The organism is Vibrio hyugaensis, assembly GCF_002906655.1.
Taxonomy (GTDB): domain Bacteria; phylum Pseudomonadota; class Gammaproteobacteria; order Enterobacterales; family Vibrionaceae; genus Vibrio; species Vibrio hyugaensis.
Genome location: NZ_CP025794.1, coordinates 2,659,261 through 2,674,427, shown reverse-complemented (window position 1 = coordinate 2,674,427; position 15,167 = coordinate 2,659,261). Strand labels below are relative to the sequence as shown.

Genomic DNA, 15,167 nt, shown 5'->3' with positions numbered 1-15,167 from the left:
TATAGTTAAGGCGATCTTGTTAAGATCCCTCACTTATAAAGATTGACTTAGATTCAACCATCAACGTATCCATTAAAAGAGCGCTATGGAAAAGACATACAACCCAACTTCAATTGAACAAGCTCTGTATCAGACTTGGGAAGAGCAAGGCTACTTTAAGCCACACGGTGACACTACTAAAGAATCATACAGCATCATGATCCCGCCACCGAACGTCACTGGTAGCCTACACATGGGCCACGCGTTCCAAGATACGATCATGGATACACTTATCCGTTGTGAGCGCATGAAGGGTAAAAACACTCTTTGGCAAGTAGGTACGGACCACGCAGGTATCGCAACTCAGATGGTTGTTGAGCGTAAGATCGCTGCAGAAGAAGGCAAAACAAAACACGATTACGGCCGTGAAGCTTTCATCGACAAAATCTGGGAATGGAAAGGCGAATCTGGCGGTACTATCACTAAGCAGCTTCGTCGCCTTGGCGCATCTGTAGACTGGGACCGTGAGCGTTTTACGATGGACGATGGTCTATCTAACGCCGTTCAAGAAGTGTTCGTACGTCTATACGAAGACGACCTAATCTACCGCGGTAAGCGTCTAGTTAACTGGGATCCAAAGCTACACACAGCGATTTCAGATCTAGAAGTAGAGAACAAAGACACTAAAGGCAACATGTGGCACTTCCGCTACCCACTAGCAGATGGCGTTAAAACAGCGGATGGCAAAGACTACATCGTTGTGGCTACGACTCGTCCGGAGACCATGCTAGGCGATACTGGTGTTGCGGTTAACCCAGAAGATCCACGTTACAAAGATCTTATCGGTAAAGACATCATCCTTCCTATCGTTGAACGTCGCATTCCAATCGTGGGCGATGAGCACGCAGATATGGAAAAAGGTACAGGCTGTGTGAAAATCACACCTGCGCACGACTTCAACGACTACGAAGTTGGTAAGCGCCACCAGCTACCAATGATCAACATTCTGACTTTCGACGCGAATATCCGTGCTGCTTCTGAGGTGTTCAACACGAACGGCGAAGCAAGCGACGCGTACAGCACAGAGCTACCAGCTAAATACCACGGCATGGAGCGTTTTGCTGCTCGTAAAGCTATCGTTGCTGAATTAGATGAGCTAGGTCTACTTGAAGAAGTGAAAGATCACGATCTACAAGTTCCTTACGGCGACCGTGGTGGCGTGGTTATCGAACCAATGCTAACTGACCAATGGTACGTACGTACTGCGCCTCTAGCAAAAACAGCGGTTGAAGCAGTAGAAAATGGCGACATCCAATTCGTTCCTAAGCAATACGAAAACATGTACTTCTCTTGGATGCGTGACGTTCAAGACTGGTGTATCTCTCGTCAGCTATGGTGGGGTCACCGCATCCCAGCTTGGTACGACAACCAAGGTAATGTTTACGTAGGTCGTGACGAAGAAGAAGTTCGTAAGAATAACAACCTAGAGTCAGTCATTGAACTTCACCAAGACGAAGACGTACTGGATACATGGTTCTCTTCTGCACTATGGACGTTCGGTACTCAAGGTTGGCCAGAGCAAACTGACGATCTGAAAGTATTCCACCCTTCAGACGTACTAGTAACTGGTTTCGACATCATCTTCTTCTGGGTTGCGCGCATGATCATGATGACCATGCACTTCGTGAAAGACGAAAACGGCAAACCACAAGTACCATTTAAGACAGTTTACGTTACTGGTCTAATCCGTGACGAAAACGGCGACAAGATGTCTAAGTCGAAAGGTAACGTACTTGACCCAATCGACATGATCGATGGTATCGACCTAGAGTCTCTAGTAGAGAAGCGTTGTGGCAACATGATGCAGCCTCAGCTAGCGAAGAAAATCGAGAAGAACACTCGTAAGACGTTTGAAAACGGTATCGAAGCATACGGTACAGACGCACTACGTTTCACTCTTGCAGCAATGGCATCAACAGGTCGCGATATCAACTGGGATATGAAGCGTCTTGAGGGTTACCGTAACTTCTGTAACAAACTATGGAACGCAAGCCGTTACGTAATGATGAACACAGAAGAGCAAGATTGTGGCTTCAACGGTGGTGAGATTGAATACTCACTAGCGGACAAGTGGATCGAGTCTCAGTTTGAACTTGCAGCGAAAGCGTTCAACAACCATATCGACAACTTCCGTCTAGATATGGCGTCTAACACGCTTTACGAATTCATCTGGAACCAATTCTGTGACTGGTACCTAGAGCTTACTAAGCCAGTTCTATGGAAAGGTACTGAAGCGCAACAGCGTGGTACTCGCCGTACACTAATCACAGTTCTTGAGAAGACGCTACGTCTAGCTCACCCAGTGATTCCTTACATCACTGAAACTATCTGGCAAAGCATCAAGCCACTAGTTGAAGGTGTAGAAGGTGAGACAATCATGCTGCAAGCACTGCCTCAATTCGACGAAGCAAACTTCAACCAAGAAGCGCTAGACGATATTGAATGGGTGAAAGCGTTCATTACCAGCATCCGTAACCTACGTGCTGAATACGACATCAACCCAGGTAAGCCGCTTGACGTTATGCTGAAAGCAGCAAACGCAGAAGACGCAGCGCGTCTAGAAGCAAACAAACAAGTTCTGATGTCTCTAGCGAAACTAGAATCTGTACGCGTACTTGCTGCTGACGAAGAAACGCCAGCGTGTGCAACAGCCTTGGTTGCTAAGTCTGAGCTGATGATCCCAATGGCGGGTCTGATCGACAAAGACGCTGAGCTTGCTCGTCTAGATGGCGAAATCAAGAAAACTCACGGCGAAATCAAGCGTATCGAAGGCAAACTAGGTAACGAAGGCTTCGTAGCGAAAGCTCCTGAAGCGGTTGTTGCTAAAGAGCGTGAGAAGCTTGAAGGTTACAAAGAGACACTAGCTAAGCTGGAAGAGCAGAAGACAACGATCGCTGCACTTTAATCGCTAAAAGCTAGAATAAAAGAATCAAAGGGTTGGTGTGAAAGCATCAACCCTTTTTGCATTTTATTGCTCGGAAAGCTTTCAAAGATATTCACTACTCTCTCCTACTCTGCCTCATATTTAATAGTTTTTACCTATCAAACTAATCTTAACTGCCCATTAGATTTAATGATAATAATTCTCAATAATAGACCTATCGAAACAACACAACAATTGAGTAATTATCATGAAAAAGACACTAACCTTTGCAGCACTCCATTTTACTATCGCGTTTAGTGTCGCTTACGTGCTTACTGGCGACATTCTAATTGGTAGTTTAATTGCCATGATTGAGCCTTCAGTGAACACTGTCGCTTTCTACTTTCATGAAAAAGCATGGGCAAAAGTCCCTGCGCTTAAAGCTCGTCAGTGGATGACCAAAATAAAAACCGCAAGCTTTGCCACTATCCACTTCAGTGTTGCCTTTACCGTAGTTTACTTACTAACAGGTGATGCGTTTGTCGGCGGTATCATGGCAATGCTAGAGCCAAGCTTGAATACAGTAGCGTACTACTTCCACGAGAAAGTATGGATGCGTAGATCAGATAACCAAGCACCACAGTTCTGTCTGCACCAACACGCTTAAACATGGAGGCTCAATACGCCTCCTAACGAGCAAAATGACATTTACCATTGACAAAGTTGCGTACCGCAATTAATTTAGTTGCGGTACGCAACTTTATTTTTAGAGGTAAGTGATAATGAATGCTCGTCAACTCCGACACTATTCCCGTCAAGCCGTCCGATTGCTTGGTATGCTCGATAAGCAATGTGGCGACGTCGCTCTCACTCCAGTGCAAGCGCACGCGTTAGGTGAGATCCAACTGCAGCCGTTGACCATCAATCAACTAGCACAACAGCTCAATGTCGACAAGTCCAATGCAAGCCGCACCGTTACTGGGCTGATCAAATTAGGTTTAGTTGAGAGTATCGAAAACCCGAAAGACAAACGCAGTCAACTTGTGGCGCTTACAGAGCAAGGTCAACAGGCGTTATCGCTACTAGACCAACAGCAAAACAGCTTCTTTGAACAACTGCTTACCCAACTGGATGACAGCGAGCAAGAGCAAATCAAACTTGGTTTAGAGACTTACCTAAAAGGGCTAACGAAAGTGTGCCAGGCTGAGGAATACGTTCTTCGACCTCTTACCAAAGCAGATAACTCGCAAGTTGCGGACGTGATTCGTAAAGTCTCTGCAGAATACGGTTTAACCGCAGATAAAGGTTATGGTGTGGCCGATCCAACGCTTGATGACATGTACTCAGTTTACGACCAACAAGGCGCAGCCTACTGGGTAGTAGAGTACCAAGGCAAGATTGTGGGTGGCGGCGGCTTTGCACCTTTAGCTGGTGAGCCAAATGTGTGTGAGCTGCAAAAGATGTACTTCTTACCTCAAACACGAGGGCACGGCTTAGCTAAACGCATCGTCGCATTGAGCTTACAGCTAGCGAAACAGTTTGGGTATCAGCAGTGCTATTTAGAAACGACAGAATGTCTAAGAGAAGCGGTAGGCTTGTATGAAAAGCTAGGCTTTGAGCATCTCGATGCCCCGCTAGGACAAACAGGGCATGATGCATGTGAAGTCGTGATGCTTAAGACGTTATAGCGTTTTATCCCCAAACTTAAAGTACAAGATGGGTAACACAGAGCTCTTGGCTAAGTGCCACTGTAAATGCTTGGCGTTGCCCATCCAACTCCACTACGAGTTCGTAGAGATCTTTTGGATCGGGATCGTTAAGATCGGCATACTTTGGCGCTTCGATCTGGAATAAAGCACTCGCATGATCCGCTCGGACATCAATAGGAATATGGTAAGTCATGCCATTAAACTTAACCGATGCCGATACTAGACCCGGCGCAAAAGTTTGATAGTACAAGTCGACTTTAAACTCACAACCACCACCGTGGTGCCAAATCTGCTCGGTAGCCACGCGGTCTAAACGAACATTGCGAATGAACTGTAGATACGGTTCTTGCCATACCCCCAAGCGCTCATCACTCTTTTGGTATTCATGATCCGCAAGTGAGCACAACTCTGGTTTATCCTCATCCAACAGAAGATCTTCTTCTTCCTCAAGGAACAGGATCTCAAAACGGTTGCGCCCCATCTGCATGAATGGGCGAATGTCTTTTTTGTACACGCTTTGTGAGCCGTCACAGTCGAACAATGCGACTCCGTTCAAACGCACTTCTGCATGGTAATCCACACCACCCAACACCATTTCTACCGCTGGAAATGCCATCATGGATTCGTCCACTTCAATGTCGTGCATCAGGTGCCACTCTTGCTGACGAATCGCTTCTTCAGTCAGTTCTGCAGGCAACACCTGACTCAAAGGAGCAGGGAAAGTAATGTCATCCTGTGGGATAGAAAGGTCCGTCAGTGGAGAGACTTGCCATAAACCGGCGAGTGAGAGTTGCATATACACCTTGAGCTAGATCAATTTTCATGCATTATATACTCAAGTGGCTTAGGGTTATAGGCAGTAAGCCTACAAACTCAATGAGAATTATTTATGGTCACCCTCGGTTATCATTTTTAAGGCACAAAAAAAACCAGCGATAAACGCTGGCTTCTTAGAATGAATGAGTCGATTACTCTTCGTCTTCATCATCTTCGTCTGGGTAAAGCGCATCTTCGCCTTCGTAGTAAGTACCCCAACCGTCGTAAATGATGTCGTATTTTTCTGCAAGGTGAATCAACTTCTCAACCTGTGCATCAATCGCTTCTGCGTTTAGTGCAGATTCCATTGTTGCATCACAACAAAGCAGTTTGTTACCGTCTTCATCTTCTGTTTCTTCAGCTTCAAGCACTTCAAAGCCCATTTTGAATGCTTCCACAACCGCTTTCTCTAGCGTGTCGAAGTCTTCTGCAAATAGGTGGTGCTCGATTTCGTATAGTGAATCTGGATCGCTGCCGTCTTCTAGCAATGCTGCAATGATATCGCGAGTCTCTTCCTTTTGAATCTCAATTAATTCTTCTACTGATAGATATTCATCTTCGTGAGACATGTTTTGGCTCCAGATTAGTTACTTGATGAAAACACTATACTCAAGACTGAGTATGTTAATGCGGTGAAATATGGCACGGATTGCGATGAAAAGCCACAAACAAACACCAAACGGCTTGGATTCTTAGCGAATATTCTTTCTCAAAAATCGAAACCTCGCTCACAGAAACAAAAAATTAACAAAAACAAGAAATCTTTAATATTCAGAAGATCCTAATCAAGTAAATTCGTCGAGATAGGAGAGTGCATTGCGTGTTTATGGCTATGAAGTGAATACACCAACAAGGCAATTAAAAATGCAAGCGAATAAAGAAAGCTTTAAAAATGCATATTTGAGAATAGTTATGCGTGTTTTATGCACTAACAATGTGAGTCTATTGAAAGCGAGTAAAAAGAATAAAAACGCACTTTTTAAATACTATGAACAAAGCTCTAAATATAGAATTTAAAAATGCAAAGCATTAATTTACAAAATATATCGCTAATAAAAGGCAAGATATCGACATATAGAGTAAGTTCTAGGACTTGCATCTTTGCGGCAAGCTTGTCATAACTAATGGCTGGAAAATTTGTAAGGATACAAAATGAGCAAGCTGTATGTTGGATCAGAAGTTGGTCAACTTAGACGAGTGTTATTGAATCGCCCAGAGCGTGCCCTCACCCACCTCACCCCATCAAACTGTCACGAACTGTTATTTGACGATGTGCTCGCGGTAGAAGCTGCAGGGGAAGAGCACGATGCATTTGCCCGTACACTAAGAGAGCAAAATGTCGAGGTGCTACTGCTACACGATTTGCTCGTAGAGACACTTGCCGTTCCTGAAGCAAAACAATGGTTGTTGAATACTCAAATCTCCGATTTCCGCTACGGTCCAACATTTGCTCGTGATTTGCGTCAATACTTTGCAGAAATGGATGACGAGCATCTTGCGACTATCTTTCTTGGTGGTTTGGCCTACTCTGAACTACCCATCAAATCCTCTTCGATGCTACCAAAAATGAAGCGTCCATTGGATTTCGTTATCGAACCTCTTCCGAACCACCTCTTTACCCGCGACACATCATGTTGGGTATACGGCGGCGTTTCTCTTAATCCAATGATGATGCCTGCGCGACAACGTGAGACCAACCATCTGCGCGCGATTTACCGTTGGCACCCAACTTTCGCAGGTCAAGATTTCATTAATTACTTCGGTGATGAAGACCTTCACTATGACAACGCAAACGTAGAAGGCGGTGATGTACTGGTTATCGGTAAAGGTGCCGTTTTGATTGGTATGTCTGAGCGTACAACCCCACAAGGTGTAGAAAACTTAGCGGCGAGTTTATTTAAATCTGGTCAGGCGAAAGAAGTGATTGCTATCGACCTACCAAAACACCGCTCGTGCATGCACCTTGATACGGTCATGACGCACATGGATGTGGACACTTTCTCGGTATACCCAGAAATCATGCGTAAAGATTTAGATACTTGGCGCCTAACACCTAAAGGCAACGGTGAAATGCATGTCGAAGCATCACACAACTATCTGCATGCCATCGAATCGGCACTTGGCTTAGATCAATTGAAGATCATCACAACGGGTGGTGACAGCTACGAAGCTGAACGAGAGCAATGGAACGATGCCAACAACGTACTGACGGTGAAACCTGGTGTTGTGATTGGTTACGAACGTAACGTCTACACTAACGAGAAGTACGACAAAGCTGGCATTGAAGTCCTGACTATTCCGGGTAACGAGCTTGGTCGCGGTCGTGGTGGTGCACGCTGTATGAGCTGCCCAATCGAACGTGACGATATTTGAGAAACCTCTCCCACCAAATAAAACCAATTGAGACTAAGGTTGATGTGAATGTATCAACCTTTTTTTGTTTTTAATTAAAATAATTATTCACAATAAAAGCATTTATATGTTTTAATGCTTTTATTCTTTATTAACCAAACGACCTAAGGGACGAGCTATGGCTTTCAATTTACGTAATCGCAACTTTTTGAAGCTATTGGATTTCTCAACTAAAGAGATCCAGTTCTTGCTCGAACTGTCCGCAGAGCTGAAAAAAGCTAAATATGCAGGAACAGAGCAGAAGAAACTTCAAGGTAAAAACATCGCGCTAATCTTTGAGAAATCTTCTACTCGTACCCGATGTGCGTTTGAAGTTGCTGCCTTTGACCAAGGCGCTCAGGTCTCTTACATCGGCCCTTCTGGTTCGCAGATTGGTAATAAGGAATCCATGAAAGACACCGCACGCGTTCTTGGTCGTATGTACGACGGCATCGAGTATCGTGGCTTTGGTCAATCTATTGTTGAAGAGCTCGGTACTTACGCAGGCGTCCCTGTTTGGAATGGTTTGACTGATGAGTTCCACCCTACCCAAATTCTTGCTGACTTCCTGACCATGCAAGAGCACGGGCGCGGGCGCGGTAAACAACTGCATGAGATGACGTTTGCCTACCTTGGTGATGCTCGTAATAACATGGGTAACTCACTCATGGTTGGCGCAGCCAAAATGGGCATGGACATTCGCCTTGTAGCGCCAAAAGCCTTCTGGCCAGAAGAAGCATTAGTCGCAACTTGCCAAGAGATAGCCCAACAAACTGGCGCGAAGATCACGCTGACTGAAAACGTTGAAGAAGGCGTTAAAGGCTGTGACTTCTTATACACCGACGTTTGGGTCTCCATGGGCGAATCTGCTGAAGCTTGGGATGAGCGTGTTGCACTGATGACACCTTACCAAATCAATATGGATGTGATTAAGCAAACGGGTAACCCTCATGTGAAGTTCATGCACTGCCTGCCAGCCTTCCACAACGATGAAACGACTGTGGGTAAAGAGGTAGCAGAGAAATACGGAATGAAAGGGCTTGAAGTCACCGAAGAGGTGTTTGAGTCTGAATACTCTATCGTATTCGACGAAGCCGAAAACCGTATGCACACGATTAAAGCCGTGATGGTGGCAACGTTAGGCAGCTAAACCAAAGCATTAAAAATGGTAACAAAAACCATGATGTAATCGCTTGCGCTCACGAAAGTTAAGCGTATAATGCTCGGCAATTTGTCTGAGGATTATGAAATGACCACGCCGATTGCTGACGTAAAAACGCGATTTGCTCTAGCTAAGCGACTACGCTTACGTGCTGTTATTTTCGTTAATTCTATTGAATTTTAAAACCTCCCCAATTGGGGAGGTTTTTTTATGTCCGAAATTCCATCAGGGTAATTTTGGGGATAGTCACCACTGTTATAGGGAAGAAGATCATGGCGAACTCGCTTTACCAGAAGCACATCATCTCTATTCCAGAGCTTTCACGTGAAGAACTGGAACTGATTGTAGAAACTGCAGGTCAGCTAAAAAAAGAACCTCGTCCAGAACTGATTAAAAACAAGGTTGTAGCGAGCTGTTTCTTTGAGCCATCCACACGTACTCGTCTGTCATTCGAAACAGCGATTCAACGTATTGGTGGCGATGTTATTGGTTTTGATAACGGTGGTAACACCTCTCTGGCGAAAAAAGGCGAGACACTGTCTGACTCAGTTCAAGTGATCTCTTCTTACGTCGATGCATTCGTTATGCGCCACCCTCAAGAAGGTGCAGCGCGCTTGGCATCCGAGTTCTCTAACGGCGTTCCTGTGATTAACGCTGGTGACGGTGCCAACCAACACCCAACACAAACGCTACTCGACCTATACACGATTGCAGAAACACAAGGTCGTCTAGACAACCTGAACGTTGCGTTCGTTGGTGACCTAAAATACGGTCGCACCGTGCATTCTTTGACTCAAGCATTGGCGAAGTTCAATAACATTCGCTTCTTCTTTGTGGCACCTGAAGCGCTCGCGATGCCTGATTACCTATGTGAAGAACTCGATGAAGCAGGTATTCAATACAGCCTGCATACAGACATGGAAAGCGTGATTCCTGAACTAGACATTCTGTACATGACACGCGTACAGAAAGAGCGTTTCGATGAATCTGAATACGCGCACATCAAGTCAGCTTACATCCTAACAGCGGCACTACTAGAAGGTGCGCGTGAGAACTTGAAAGTGCTACACCCACTGCCACGCGTGGATGAAATAACCACAGACGTCGACGTAACACCGCACGCTTACTACTTCCAACAAGCAGAAAATGGCGTGTACGCGCGCCAAGCATTGTTGGCATTGGTTCTTAACGAAACACTGTAATCGAGGGAGAAAAAGACATGACTAAAGAAACTCAATTGCAGGTAGAAGCAATCAAAAACGGCACAGTAATCGACCACATTCCAGCCCAAATTGGTATCAAAGTGTTGAAATTGTTCGATATGCACAACTCTTCTCAACGCGTGACGATTGGCCTTAATCTGCCATCATCCGCATTAGGTCATAAAGACTTGTTGAAGATCGAGAACGTGTTCATCAACGAAGAGCAAGCAAGCAAATTGGCACTATACGCACCACACGCTACGGTTAACCAAATCGAAAATTACGAAGTGGTAAAAAAGCTGGCACTAGAGCTTCCTGAACGTATCAACAACGTATTTGAGTGCCCAAACACGAACTGCATTACGCATAACGAACCAGTTGCGAGCAGCTTCCAAGTATTCGAGAAGAAGGAAGAAATCCGTCTGAAGTGTAAATACTGTGAGAAAGTCTTCGCTCGTGAGATCGTCACTGAACGTTAATTTCCCGCTTCAATTCTTGCTAACGATAAATTGACTGATACCCCGCCCTGCGGGGTATTTTGCTCTTTACGTGCTTCATGTTTAAAGGCACACTGATTCTTCTTAAGAACGCTCAAATTGTTTGAGTACACTCTTTATTCCCCTAAACAGATGGAACAATTCAAATGACGAAAGTACTTCACACTGAGTCTGCACCAGCAGCAATCGGTCCTTACGTTCAAGGCGTAGATCTAGGTAACATGGTTCTAACTTCTGGCCAAATCCCAGTAAACCCAGCAACAGGTGAAGTGTCTGCGGACATCGCAGAGCAAGCACGTCAATCTCTAGAAAACGTGAAAGCAGTGGTTGAAGCTTCAGGCCTTAAAGTCACTGACATCGTAAAAATGACGGTATTCGTTAAAGACCTAAACGACTTCGGTACTGTGAACGAAGTTTACGGCAAGTTCTTCGATGAGCACGAAGTAGCAAACTACCCAGCACGTTCTTGTGTCGAAGTAGCTCGCCTACCAAAAGATGTTGGCATCGAGATTGAAGCAATCGCCGTTCGTAAATAATTGCGCTTGCTAAGAAACATAAAAAAACGGGTAGCTTAGGCTACCCGTTTTTTATTGTCTTTTTGTTGCAGTGTTCTATTTCAATTTAAGCGGCATTACGCTGTTTTACTTCTTCATCCAGCGCTTCTAGCTTCGCTTTCATTTGATCGCGACAGGTGTTTGCAAGTTCACGAACGCCTTCTTTGCCATAGCCTTCAGAGCTGATTGGTGGCAGCATTTCAATGATCACATGACCGTTATTCCAACGGTTCAATTTAATGTGATCAGTTGAACTACACACGATCGGAATGATTGGCACCTCTGCGCCAATAGCAGCATGGAATGCGCCGGTTTTAAATGGCAGTAAGCCACGGCCACGTGAGCGCGTCCCTTCTGGGAACATCCATACTGAAACGTCACTCTGCTTAATGCTATCAACTACTTGATCAATAGTGCCCTTAGCTTTAGAACGGTTACCACGGTCAATTAAAATGTTACCCGTTAGCCAGTAAAGCTGACCAAATAGTGGCATCCACGCTAAGCTTTTTTTACCTACCGTCACGACTTTTGGTGTCACTGCTGAAGATACAGTAAACAAATCCCAGTTATTTTGGTGGTTCGCGATGTAAACATGCTGACCACGAGAGTAAGCATCTTCAGGAATTCGTAATTCTAATTTGATTCCGAACACACGAGACATCTTGCCGAACAAGCGGCCAAAAGTGAAAACGTGCTTAGGATTTCGAGGACTTAATAGGCAGTAACCACAACCACCAATAAACATCACAATTGCGAAAATTGCGACAGCAAATACACGTAATAGTGCAATCATTGTTGTTCTCCAGGAACCGGCTTTACGCCAGATACAGCTATTGTTGGTTCTTTGGACATAGTCATCAGCTATGAAAGAGAGCGCGACATAAAAAAGCCGAAACCTGAGTTTCGGCTCTCTTTATATCGAAGTCAACTGCGATGCAGTTTACCCCGCCTCACTCACGCGCTCAATATTTGCGCCAAGAGCAGACAGTTTATTTTCGATTTTGTCGTAACCACGATCGATGTGGTAAATACGATCAACGATGGTTTCGCCTTTCGCGATACAACCTGCAATCACCAAACTTGCCGAAGCTCGTAGGTCAGTGGCCATTACTTGCGCACCACTTAGAGAATCTACGTCACCACAGATGACTGTGTTACCTTCGATTTCCGCTTTTGCGCCCATGCGCATCAGTTCAGGTACGTGCATGAAACGGTTTTCAAAGATCGTTTCAGTAATTACGCCGCCGCCTTTCGCCATCATGTTTAATAGCGTGAATTGTGCTTGCATGTCAGTCGGGAAACCTGGGTGTGGGGCAGTACGAATGCTTACCGCTTTCAGTTCACGATCCGTCATATCTACAGAAATCCAGTCTTCACCAGTCTCTACTAATGCGCCCGCTTCTTCTAGCTTCGCAAGTACCGCTTCTAACAAGTGACCGTTGGTGTTACGACACACAACTTTGCCGCAAGAAACAGCCGCAGCAACAAGGAACGTACCCGTTTCGATACGGTCAGCCACAACGTTGTGCTTACCGCCACCTAAACGCTCAACACCTTCAATAGTGATGGTGTCTGTGCCCGCGCCTGAAATTTTTGCACCAAGCTTGTTTAGGAAGTCTGCTGTATCAACGATTTCAGGTTCACGCGCTGCATTATCTAGCGTTGTGGTACCTTCCGCTAACGCTGCCGCACACATGATAGTAATCGTTGCACCAACACTCACTTTGTCCATCACAATGTGAGCGCCTTTTAGACGACCGTCCACTTCTGCTTTTACGTAACCATCTTCTAGTGTAATCGTTGCGCCAAGCTGCTCTAGACCTGTGATATGTAAATCAACAGGACGAGCGCCAATCGCACAGCCACCAGGTAGAGAAACTTGACCTTTACCAAAACGAGCCACCAGCGGACCAAGTGCCCAGATTGATGCACGCATGGTTTTCACCAAGTCGTAAGGTGCGCAGTATTCGTTGATGCTGCTTGGATCGACATGAACAGAACCATTACGGCTTACTTTTGCGCCCAAACGCTTAAGCAGTTCCATAGTAGTATCGATATCACGAAGGTGTGGCACATTCGCCACCTCTACTGGCTCTTCAGCCAAGATAGACGCAAATAAAATCGGCAGTGCTGCGTTTTTTGCACCTGAAATGGTCACTTCACCAACCAGTGGTTTATCTGACCCAATAACTCGAAACTTTTCCATCAATAAACCTTAAAGCGACATTAGCTTTTTATCACGAGCCCACTCTTCTGGAGTGAACGCTTTAATCGATAGCGCGTGAATGTCGTTACGCTGGATGTAATCCATCAGAGGACCGTAAATTAACTGCTGCTTCTTAACGCGGCTCATTCCATCGAAACAAGCATCAACAGCAACCACCTCATAGTGGCTACCTTCACCTTTTACATGCACTTCTTGAAGGTTTAGTGCTTCTTCTAGTAACTGTTGTACTTTTGCGCTATCCACAATTTACCCCTGATAATTCTGTATATGTTTGGCCACTAAAGATTCAACGTTGCTCAGCTGAAACAAAGTGCGCAATTGCGCCGGCACGAAACTGAGCATTATATGACAGTTTTGTTTTTTTGCATGCTCTAATAAGTGGATTAACATCACCATTCCCGCAGAGTCGACGCGCTCAATCTCTTCTAACGAGCATTCTAGCTCGGTTTGAGATGGCTGCCATCGCTGCGCAACGGCCCACAAAGAAGGCACGGTATCTCGATCCAACGCCCCTGTAAGCTTAAGAATATCTGATTGTAAATGCCACTGAGAATGAGACTGCGCCATTACTTTGCTGCCTCGAAACGAATTGGCTGTGCCGCCAATTTTTCAAGATCTTTTGCTACCGCTAGGATACCGTCTTGACGAATCTTTGTATTCCACTCCGATTGCTTGCTTGAAAGTAAGCTAATACCTTCTGCAACCATATCGAATGCTAACCATTCACCGGTTTTCTTATCTTTACGCAATTTAAACTCAAGTTTGATGTTCGGACGCGGAGCGTCGATGATATCCACTTTAATGCTTGTAATGCGCTTAGATGGGTCTAACTTAGGTTCAGGGCCAAACTCGATTTGCTGGTCTGTGTATTGCGTTAAGACTTGTGCGTAAGACGTCACCAAGTAAGAACGAAATGCCTTAATAAACTCACCAACGTCTTCACGCTTCGCGCCTTTTAAGTTCGGACCAAGCAGTTTTAATGCCGCATAGCGATCGTTGACGTAAGGCATCAGCTCTTCTTCAACGATAGTCTTAAGCAAATTCGGATCTTGCTTAATTTGTGGCTGTTCAGCTTTCAAACGATCAAATGTCACTTCCGCAACTTGTCTCATCATTTGATAAGGCTGAGTTTTGTCTACTTCTGCAGCCACTGCACCAAAAGCAGTAAATGCCGCTACGAAAGAAAGTAATAATCTAGAGAACATGGGTTATTCCTTACTCGTTTTGCCAGAATCGCCGGAGCCACCGATGCTGTATAGCACCTGTCCAATTAAGTCTTCTAAAACTAAGGCAGACTTGGTGTCTTCGATGGTATCACCATCAACTAACATTTCTTCATCATCAAAGATGAAACCCGGAACTAAGCCAATGTACTGCTCACCAATCAATCCAGAAGTCAAAATTTGTAAACTAGAAGTTTCTGGGAATTGATTGTATTGACTGTTAATCGACAAGCTCACAATTGGAAGTAGGCTTTCAGGGTTAAGTGTAATATCACTCACACGACCAACCACAACGCCGCCAACTTTCACTGGTGAACGAACTTTTAAACTACCAATATTATCGAACTCAGCTTTCAGGGTATAAGTATTGCCAGAGCCAATGCTTTTTACGTCAGCAACCTGAAAAATCATCACAAGAATCGCGCAAATTCCTGCCAATACAAAGCTGCCAACCCATAATTCAGTTTTACGTGTTTGTTGCATG

17 protein-coding genes are annotated in these 15,167 nt (G+C 45.0%); 9 read left to right on the top strand and 8 right to left on the bottom strand.

Going from position 1 to position 15,167, the window contains the following annotated elements; all coding sequences use genetic code 11:
- The first annotated feature begins 85 nt into the window (after positions 1-85).
- From C1S74_RS13180 to C1S74_RS13170, 3 genes are all read left to right on the top strand, one after another.
- A complete protein-coding gene (locus C1S74_RS13180; RefSeq protein WP_045400549.1) occupies positions 86-2,944 on the top strand; it encodes a valine--tRNA ligase in 2,859 nt (952 codons plus the stop codon).
- A gap of 226 nt (positions 2,945-3,170) precedes the next feature.
- Positions 3,171-3,569 carry a DUF2061 domain-containing protein gene (locus tag C1S74_RS13175; RefSeq protein WP_042601054.1) on the top strand — a complete coding sequence of 133 codons (399 nt, stop codon included), beginning with the start codon at positions 3,171-3,173 and terminating at the stop codon, positions 3,567-3,569.
- A 115-nt stretch (positions 3,570-3,684) separates the two neighbouring features.
- Positions 3,685-4,590, top strand: coding sequence for a bifunctional helix-turn-helix transcriptional regulator/GNAT family N-acetyltransferase (locus tag C1S74_RS13170; RefSeq protein ID WP_082039055.1), 906 nt, complete (start codon positions 3,685-3,687; stop codon positions 4,588-4,590).
- A gap of 16 nt (positions 4,591-4,606) precedes the next feature.
- On the opposite strand, the gene C1S74_RS13165 is transcribed toward C1S74_RS13170, so the two are convergent.
- Together C1S74_RS13165 and rraB are read right to left on the bottom strand one after the other, a co-directional pair.
- Positions 4,607-5,407: a glycosyl hydrolase 2 galactose-binding domain-containing protein gene (locus C1S74_RS13165; RefSeq protein WP_017187889.1), complete on the bottom strand. Its 801-nt coding sequence runs from the start codon at positions 5,405-5,407 to the stop codon at positions 4,607-4,609.
- A 172-nt stretch (positions 5,408-5,579) separates the two neighbouring features.
- On the bottom strand, positions 5,580-5,996 hold the full coding sequence (gene rraB / locus C1S74_RS13160; RefSeq protein ID WP_038864481.1) for a ribonuclease E inhibitor RraB: 417 nt from the start codon (positions 5,994-5,996) through the stop codon (positions 5,580-5,582).
- 583 nt (positions 5,997-6,579) lie between these two features.
- On the opposite strand from rraB, the gene arcA reads away from it, so the two are divergent.
- The 6 genes from arcA (at position 6,580) to C1S74_RS13130 (ending at position 11,215) form a co-directional block, all read left to right on the top strand.
- Positions 6,580-7,800: an arginine deiminase gene (gene arcA / locus C1S74_RS13155; RefSeq protein ID WP_045400546.1), complete on the top strand. Its 1,221-nt coding sequence runs from the start codon at positions 6,580-6,582 to the stop codon at positions 7,798-7,800.
- 157 nt (positions 7,801-7,957) lie between these two features.
- Positions 7,958-8,968 carry an ornithine carbamoyltransferase gene (locus C1S74_RS13150; RefSeq protein ID WP_045400543.1) on the top strand — a complete coding sequence of 337 codons (1,011 nt, stop codon included), beginning with the start codon at positions 7,958-7,960 and terminating at the stop codon, positions 8,966-8,968.
- 69 nt (positions 8,969-9,037) lie between these two features.
- Entirely contained in the window at positions 9,038-9,163 is a 126-nt protein-coding gene (locus C1S74_RS27075; protein WP_005432831.1) for a hypothetical protein, read from the top strand.
- 89 nt (positions 9,164-9,252) lie between these two features.
- Complete coding sequence (gene pyrB, locus C1S74_RS13140) at positions 9,253-10,182, top strand: aspartate carbamoyltransferase (protein ID WP_005441998.1); 930 nt, start codon at positions 9,253-9,255, stop codon at positions 10,180-10,182.
- Between the two features lie 17 nt (positions 10,183-10,199).
- A complete protein-coding gene (pyrI, locus tag C1S74_RS13135; protein ID WP_038864489.1) occupies positions 10,200-10,661 on the top strand; it encodes an aspartate carbamoyltransferase regulatory subunit in 462 nt (153 codons plus the stop codon).
- Positions 10,662-10,825: 164 nt separating this feature from the next.
- Complete coding sequence (locus tag C1S74_RS13130) at positions 10,826-11,215, top strand: RidA family protein (protein WP_005432832.1); 390 nt, start codon at positions 10,826-10,828, stop codon at positions 11,213-11,215.
- Between the two features lie 85 nt (positions 11,216-11,300).
- Here the strand turns inward: C1S74_RS13130 and C1S74_RS13125 are convergent, their stop codons facing one another.
- The 6 genes from C1S74_RS13125 to mlaD all read right to left on the bottom strand — a co-directional run bounded on the left by C1S74_RS13125 (position 11,301) and on the right by mlaD (position 15,166).
- Complete coding sequence (locus tag C1S74_RS13125) at positions 11,301-12,026, bottom strand: 1-acylglycerol-3-phosphate O-acyltransferase (protein ID WP_038864490.1); 726 nt, start codon at positions 12,024-12,026, stop codon at positions 11,301-11,303.
- 147 nt (positions 12,027-12,173) lie between these two features.
- Complete coding sequence (murA, locus tag C1S74_RS13120; RefSeq protein ID WP_045400539.1) at positions 12,174-13,439, bottom strand: UDP-N-acetylglucosamine 1-carboxyvinyltransferase; 1,266 nt, start codon at positions 13,437-13,439, stop codon at positions 12,174-12,176.
- A gap of 9 nt (positions 13,440-13,448) precedes the next feature.
- The gene (gene ibaG, locus C1S74_RS13115) at positions 13,449-13,703 is read right to left on the bottom strand and encodes a BolA family iron metabolism protein IbaG (RefSeq protein WP_005432865.1); all 255 of its coding nucleotides are present in this window, start codon (positions 13,701-13,703) and stop codon (positions 13,449-13,451) included.
- Between the two features lie 3 nt (positions 13,704-13,706).
- Positions 13,707-14,027, bottom strand: a complete 321-nt coding sequence (locus C1S74_RS13110) for an STAS domain-containing protein (protein ID WP_038864494.1) — start codon at positions 14,025-14,027, stop codon at positions 13,707-13,709.
- On the bottom strand, positions 14,027-14,665 hold the full coding sequence (mlaC, locus tag C1S74_RS13105) for a phospholipid-binding protein MlaC (protein ID WP_038864496.1): 639 nt from the start codon (positions 14,663-14,665) through the stop codon (positions 14,027-14,029). The genes C1S74_RS13110 and mlaC overlap by 1 nt, the downstream gene beginning before the upstream one ends.
- Positions 14,666-14,668: 3 nt before the next feature.
- Positions 14,669-15,166 carry an outer membrane lipid asymmetry maintenance protein MlaD gene (mlaD, locus tag C1S74_RS13100; protein ID WP_038864498.1) on the bottom strand — a complete coding sequence of 166 codons (498 nt, stop codon included), beginning with the start codon at positions 15,164-15,166 and terminating at the stop codon, positions 14,669-14,671.
- Position 15,167 lies beyond the last annotated feature (1 nt).